Here is a 7,147-nt window from a genome sequence, read left to right as displayed (position 1 = left end):
AAATAAAAAACCGAAGCGACTTTACTATATGAATTACAAACGATTATGAATATTCCTTAACTAAACGACATTGATTCGTAATTTGATAAAAAAAAGGTGTGAGAAGTAACAATATTAAAATATTATTAAACCTAATAGTTATATTTTACCTGCCTATTGCCGGCTTTACCCAGCAACCATCAAGTTCAATTGATAGCTTAAGGTTAAAGCTTAATAATGCCAAGGGCATAGAGAAAGTCAACATTCTTATTGATATATCAAAATACTACTGGGATGTAAACCCTGACTCGTCCGTCATTTTTGCTGAAAAATCGCTCAAAGAGGCAAAAGCCGATGGCAGCGACGATGCTATAGGCGATGCCTATAACGCCCTGGGGAATGCCTACTCCTCAAAGTACCAAAACGAAACAGCCTTAAATTACTACCTGAAATCGTTGGAGTTCAGGAAACTAAATGGCAACCCTTTAAAAATTGGAAATTCATATCATAATCTTGGGCTGGTTTACAGAGAGCTTAAGCAATTCAATCTAGCAGTTAGCAGTCATACTAAGGCAGCAGACTATTACGAAAAAGCCAAACGATACGATTTACAATCAATCTCATATAACCGTATTGCAAGCCTTTACAACCAAATAAACGATAAAAATAAAGCGTTAGAATACGCCTTTAAAGCATTAAATATTGTAAACGAGAACAATATTGACGAATTAAAGGCTAACCTGTACAATCTGATAGGATCGCTGAATAGGGATTTGAAAAATTTGGAACTGGCTGAGAAGTACTATACCCTTGCTTTTAAGGAGTGGGAAAAAAGCAAAAACATTAGTGGACTAAGCACTGCCTACAACAACTTAGGAATAATACTCGACGAGAAGGGCGATTTGCAAAAGGCTTTGGAGTATTATACAAAATCGCTGGAATTTGCTACCCAACAAAGGGATTCATCGGGCATAGCAACCGCTTACAACAATATTGGTTTCCTATACGCCAGAATTAAACAATTTGACAAAGCCTTGATGAGCTACCAAAAATCTTATGAAATTTCAGTGAAAACAAATGGAGTTGACGCCGCCCATAATACACTAAACAATATTGCATCAACATACCTCAAGCAAAATAATCTTGAAAAGGCAAGTGAAGCGCTTAATAAAGCGCTCCGAAACATTCCCAATGTAGTAGATCAAGCCTACAAACAGGAAACCTACCAGCTTCTGAGCGACCTCTATTCAAAAAAGGGCGATTACAGAAATGCTTACCATTACAAATGTATTGAACTTGCATACGCCGATACTCTCTATACCCAACAACGCCTTTCCAGTATTGCCGAAATGCAGGCACGGTACGAAACCGAAACCAAAGAAAAAGAAATAGAACTCCTAAAGAAAGATGTTGAGCTAAAGGAGTTACAGTTCCAAAAACAACGAAGCGTACAGCAAGTATTGATTTCCCTAACCCTTTTGTTACTGGCTATATTCTTTGGCACATCATTAATTTTAACCATAATTCGGAAAAAGAATAAGCAACTGGCTGATAAAAACACTGAATTATTTGAAATAAACAAAAAGCTGAAAGAATCAGAGAAAAACCTTAGCGAACTGAATGCCACCAAGGATAAACTATTCTCCATTATTGCCCACGATTTAAAGAATCCATTTAACGCCTTAATCGGGTTTAGCGATATTCTTGAACGCAACTTTAACCACCTGACCGATAACGAAAAGAAAGAATACATCTCGGTAATCTCTGAGTCGGCTCAGAATCTTTACAAGCTGCTCGATAACCTTTTACAGTGGACACGAGCCCAAACCGGTAGCATTAACTACATTCCCGAGAAATTCAAACTTGAGCCTTTGATAAAGCAGGAAGTGGTAAACCTTAACGCAAATGCCGAGAAAAAAAGGATAAATGTTTCCGTTAACGCAAGTACATCAATTAGTGTTTACGCTGATAAAAATAGCATAGCAACCGTAATCCGAAACCTACTGAGTAATGCAATCAAGTTTACTGATATTGGAGGAACTATCGAGATAATCGCAAGTGAATCGAAAGATTATCCCAAAATGGCAGAAGTGGTTGTTAAGGATTCAGGCGTAGGTATAGATCAGGACGATCTTGAACGAATCTTCCTGATTGACGGTTCCTACAGCACAAAGGGCACAGCCAATGAAACGGGTACCGGACTGGGGCTATTACTTTGCCACGAGTTTGTAACAAAGAACAATGGTAAAATTTGGGTAAACAGCTCTAAAGGGAGTGGTAGCGAGTTTCACTTTACTATACCACTTGCATAACCTATCCCATTTGTTTGTCATAATCATTTTTTTCCCTTACTTTGCTATGAGCATCACTTATAGTATTTAAAATGTTGCAAAAAATTAAAGTTCTCTTTTTTTTAGCCCTGTTGGCCTTTTACTCCTTTTCACAGGGATCAAAGGTCAATATTGACAGCTTAATTGCCACCATTAAAAAGTACTCCATTGAGAATCCGGAAGTTTCAGCCATAAGCTGCAATCGACTTTTCTTACAGGTGAAACAAAACCCCAGCGATTCACTCAGAGCGCTATACCACCTTGCCATGAGCGAATACAAGAGTGGACTGGGCTTAACTGGCGATGCCTTAGGCCATGTTGATTCAGCAATTAGTATCGCACAATCCAAAAGAACCCAATCCTTATACGTTGAAGCGCTTTTAAAAAAATCAGCATTACTGCAACGGTCGGGTAATTACAGCGAGGCTATAAAGGTTAATGAAAAGGCAAGGCTTATAGCCTTGAAAGGGAAAAATACCCGCTTACTTATTCAAAGCTTGCTGCTACGGGGAGATATTTACAAGGAAATTGGTCAGTATAACGATGCCTTGAGCAAAAAGGGTGAAGCATTAGCCATTGCAAAAAAAATTGGTGTAGGCATTGCAGAATGCCATCAAAGCATTGGCAGCACTCACTGGAGCTTTGGTAATTACCAGGAGGCACTTAAATCGTACTTTGAAGGGCTTATTGCAGCTGAAAAGGATAACGACACCCTGAGAATTATTCAACTTTTAAAGAATATCGGACTAACCTATCGCGAAACAGGCAATTTCGACAAATCGACAAGTCATCTTAGCAAGGCTCTTCAAGTAGCAGAAAAAAACCAGCTAAACGATGAACTGGCCGATATTTTTAATATTATAGGCGGAGTTTACCTTAAGTTTTCTCAGCCTGCAAAGGCCATTGAATACTACAAACAAAGCCTAAACATCAGGGAAACACTTGGCTATAAACAGTCGAGCATTAACACCCTGAACAATTTGGCTAAAGCCTACTTGCTGCTAAAAAATAGCAGCGAATCTATAACATCGCTCAACAAGGCACTGGAACTATCAAAAGAAATTGGAGACCCGCTCACTGAAGCCAATATCCACAATGAGCTTGGGAATACCTATTTAAGCATTGAAAATTACCCTGAGGCGCTCCGCAGATACCTGTTGGCTCTAAAAATCCGCCAGTCGTATGGGAAAGATGAGGATATTGCTCGCACCATGGTAAACATTGCCCTGGTTTATCGACGCCTAGGCTTATTCCGCAATGCCCAAAAGTATATGAGTGAAGCAAAAGGCTTAGTTGAAAACCTTGATGCTAAGCCGGATCTAAAGATATACATATACCAAAATATGGGTAATGTATATTATGACCAGAAACAATATACCGATGCCATTAACGCTTACCAGAAAGCATTAGAACTGAGCGAGAAGAAAGGTGATGACCTCCAGGTTACCCGGGTGCTAAGAAACATTGCCCAAACCTACCTCGATTTGAATAAACCAAGTAAAGCCAGAAATACCATAACCCAAGCAATAAAAATTGCGCTGAGAAGCAACCAAAATCAGATACTTGCGGACTTATATAACACCCTTGGCAACATTGAACGCCAGGATAATAACTTTGACCTGGCGCTAACCCATTACAACACCGCAAAGGAAAAATATAAGCAGAACTTAAATGCCGATGGTGAAGCGCTTTGCCTTAGAAAAATAGGTGAGATTTACTCACTCCAAGGAAGATACAAGGACGCAAAAGTAAATATTAACCAATCAATACGTATTGGAAAAAGCGTTGGCAACCCATACCTTGTATTGCTCGGAACCCAGGCACTAAGCGATGTTGAAAAGGCACAGGGTAAGTTCGAGAACGCCTTAACCCTTTACCAAAAATATGTTTACCTTAAGGATAGCATTGAAGATGCCAAACGCAGCGAGGCAAACATTGATGCACATATCAACCTGGAACTGGATAAAACCAAGACTGAAATAAAACTGATTGAAGCCGAGGTAGAAGCATTGCGAACCAAGGTTGAACTCGATAGGGAACGCATAAACAAGCAAAAAGCACAGCGCAATCTCCTGGTAACAGCAGTAATTTTTCTGCTTTTTATTGCATTAGGGAGTTTCTACCTTTTCAACCAAAAAAAGAATTTAGCCCGGCTCCAACGGGAGAAATACGAGGAGGAGGAAAGGATAAATCAAAAATTAAAGCAATACCAGGCAGAGCTTGAACAAAACATTAAAACCAAGGATAAACTGTTTTCCATTGTAGCTCATGATTTACGAAGCCCCTTCACCGCTCTTGTAGGTCTTTCGGAGATTTTGGCTACTAAAGCCGATGAACTCTCGCCCTCCGAGGTGAAAGAGTTTAGCAACCACATTCACCAGTCAGCCTCAAATGTACTTGCGCTCACTGAGAACCTTCTTAGCTGGGCACGGAGCCAAACTGGCAAGCTAGCGTTAAATCCAGCATACATAAATATTTGCAAACTAATAAGCAGGGCTGTCGAAGTGGCATCGTTGCCTGCAGGTGAAAAAGAAATAAAAATCGAGATAATATGCAATGAAACAGTGACCGCTTTTGCCGACTACGACACTCTACTAACCATAATCCGGAATCTGCTTAGCAATGCCATAAAGTTTACCCCAGGTGGAGGTAAAATTTCATTAAAGGCTTCGTCCGATAATCAAAAAGTGACAATTCAAGTAACCGATACGGGTGTTGGAATAGCCCCTGAAAATTTGAGTAACCTATTTCGGCTCGATGGTTTTACTACCAAGGGAACCAATTCCGAGAGCGGAACAGGACTAGGATTAATGCTTTGTAAGGAATTTGCCGAGGCTAATGGCGGCACCATAAGCGTAAGTAGTACCCTGGGAAAGGGAACAACATTTACAATAACTTTACCCGCAAAAAATGTAATGTATGACCAAGAAACCTGTAAAGTATAGCGAGGCTATTGAGGAGGTTGAGAGAATTATCAACCAAATAGAATCGAACGAACTTGATATTGATGAGTTAACGGAGAAAATTCGACGCGCCTCGGAACTACTTAAATTTTGCAAACAAAAACTTCACTTTACCGAGGAGGAAATTCAAAAAATTATTGACCAGATGCAGAAAGATGATGAGTAAAAAATGCTTTTTACTTGGATGCGAGCGAAAAATAATTTCCGCAAACGTTTCCATTAATACATAATTTTTCGTTTTTTTGCTTTAAGATCGGAATTGAAAAATGCCTTACAAAGTTTTAACAGCTTGTGGAAACACCCAACTTTTAGAAGATATTCAACGAATATTCAGCCTTGCCGACGATGATTTTACGGTAAGTAATATTCTTGATTCCGAGCTAATTATATCAACTATCACCAAAAACAACCCGGACATTATCCTTTACGATATCCACTTTGCCAACAAGGCTGCCGCCGATGTGCTATCAATCATAAAGGCCGATCCGGCTACATCTAAGATCCCCATACTGGCCATTGCCGATTTCTTACAACCGGAACATATACAATCGCTATTCCACGCCGGTGCCGACGACTTTATTGGCTTGCCGATAAATACCCCTGAACTTATCCAGCGTACAATGGTAGGGATTCAGCGCGGACGCATGCTGAAAAAACTCAAAACCCTATCGGAACAGTTCGACAGCATCACAACTGCCATAAGCCAGGCGGGTAACTCAGTAATTATTATTAGCAATACAGGCGAAATTACATGGGTTAATGAGGGCTTTAAACGCCTTTACGAATGTAGTGTTGAGGAGTTTAAAGCAACCTTTGGCCAAAACCTTTTCTCGGAAACCATAAATAAGACAACTGCTGAAGCTATTAGAAAATGTATAGCCGGGGAATATGTGGTTTACGAAAGTAAATGGGTTACTCCACTGGGCAAGGAGAAATATATTCAAACCAGTCTAACCCCTGTTTTTGATGACTTGCAGAACCTGAGCTACATTGTAGCCATTGAAATGGATATTACCGACCTTAAGTTAATAGAGAAAGACCTAGCCGAGAAGAATGAACATCTCCAAAGCATAATGGAGAACCTTGAGAACGCCAACAAAATACTAGAGGAACAACAAAACCAAATTCAGAAACAGTCCGAATTGCTTGCAGAGGAAAAACAAAAAACCGAGGCCTTGCTGCTAAATATTTTACCACTTGAGGTTGCCAACGCCCTCCAGAAAAAAGGGATATATAAGCCTAAAAAGTTCAAGGAAGTTTCGGTTATGTTTGCCGACTTTGTTGGATTCTCAAAAATAAGTGTGGCATACGAGAATATTGATGAGTTCCTTAATGTCCTAAGCAGCTACTTTGAAGCATTCGACGAAATAGTTACCCAGCGCTATATTGAGAAGATTAAAACGATAGGCGATGCATACATGTGCGTGGGAGGATTGCCAAGAACCAACCATAGCCACCCGTTCGACACTGTGCTTGCAGCACTTGAACTCCAGCGTTACACTAAAGCAAGAAACATTGAGGAGGCGCAGGCCAATAAGCCTACATGGTCAATACGTATTGGTATTCACTCTGGTAGTGTGATAGCTGGGGTTATTGGTAAACACAAATTTGCTTACGACATCTGGGGCGATACGGTTAACGTGGCTAGCCGAATGGAAACAGCATGCGAACCAGGGAAAATTAATATTTCAGAAACTACATACTCATACATCAAGGATTACTTTATTTGTACTCCTCGAGGTAAAATTCCTGCCAAGAATATCGGTGAAATCGAGATGTTCTTTGTGGAAAGAATAAAACCGGAATTCTCCGAGGATGCCGATGGTTTTATCCCCAATAATGCTTTACGAAAGATAGTTTCCTCGCTATAAACCT

4 protein-coding genes are annotated in these 7,147 nt (G+C 40.0%); all 4 read left to right on the top strand.

Annotation, left to right across the window (positions count from 1 at the left end; translation table 11 throughout):
• Positions 1-98: 98 nt before the first annotated feature.
• The 4 genes from AB6811_RS08635 to AB6811_RS08620 all read left to right on the top strand — a co-directional run bounded on the left by AB6811_RS08635 (position 99) and on the right by AB6811_RS08620 (position 7,143).
• Positions 99-2,291 carry an ATP-binding protein gene (locus tag AB6811_RS08635; RefSeq protein WP_369490045.1) on the top strand — a complete coding sequence of 731 codons (2,193 nt, stop codon included), beginning with the start codon at positions 99-101 and terminating at the stop codon, positions 2,289-2,291.
• Positions 2,292-2,362: 71 nt separating this feature from the next.
• Positions 2,363-5,254 (top strand): tetratricopeptide repeat protein, encoded by a 2,892-nt coding sequence (locus tag AB6811_RS08630; RefSeq protein ID WP_369490044.1) that lies wholly within the window; start codon positions 2,363-2,365, stop codon positions 5,252-5,254.
• On the top strand, positions 5,229-5,438 hold the full coding sequence (gene xseB, locus AB6811_RS08625) for an exodeoxyribonuclease VII small subunit (RefSeq protein ID WP_369490043.1): 210 nt from the start codon (positions 5,229-5,231) through the stop codon (positions 5,436-5,438). The genes AB6811_RS08630 and xseB overlap by 26 nt, the downstream gene beginning before the upstream one ends.
• Before the next feature lie 100 nt (positions 5,439-5,538).
• Positions 5,539-7,143: an adenylate/guanylate cyclase domain-containing protein gene (locus AB6811_RS08620; RefSeq protein ID WP_369490042.1), complete on the top strand. Its 1,605-nt coding sequence runs from the start codon at positions 5,539-5,541 to the stop codon at positions 7,141-7,143.
• Positions 7,144-7,147 lie beyond the last annotated feature (4 nt).

The sequence above is a fragment of the Tenuifilum sp. 4138str genome, from assembly GCF_041102575.1.
Taxonomy (GTDB): Bacteria; Bacteroidota; Bacteroidia; order Bacteroidales; family Tenuifilaceae; genus Tenuifilum; species Tenuifilum osseticum.
Note: the sequence above shows the minus strand (reverse complement) of the source record. Positions and strands in the feature narration are given on the sequence as shown.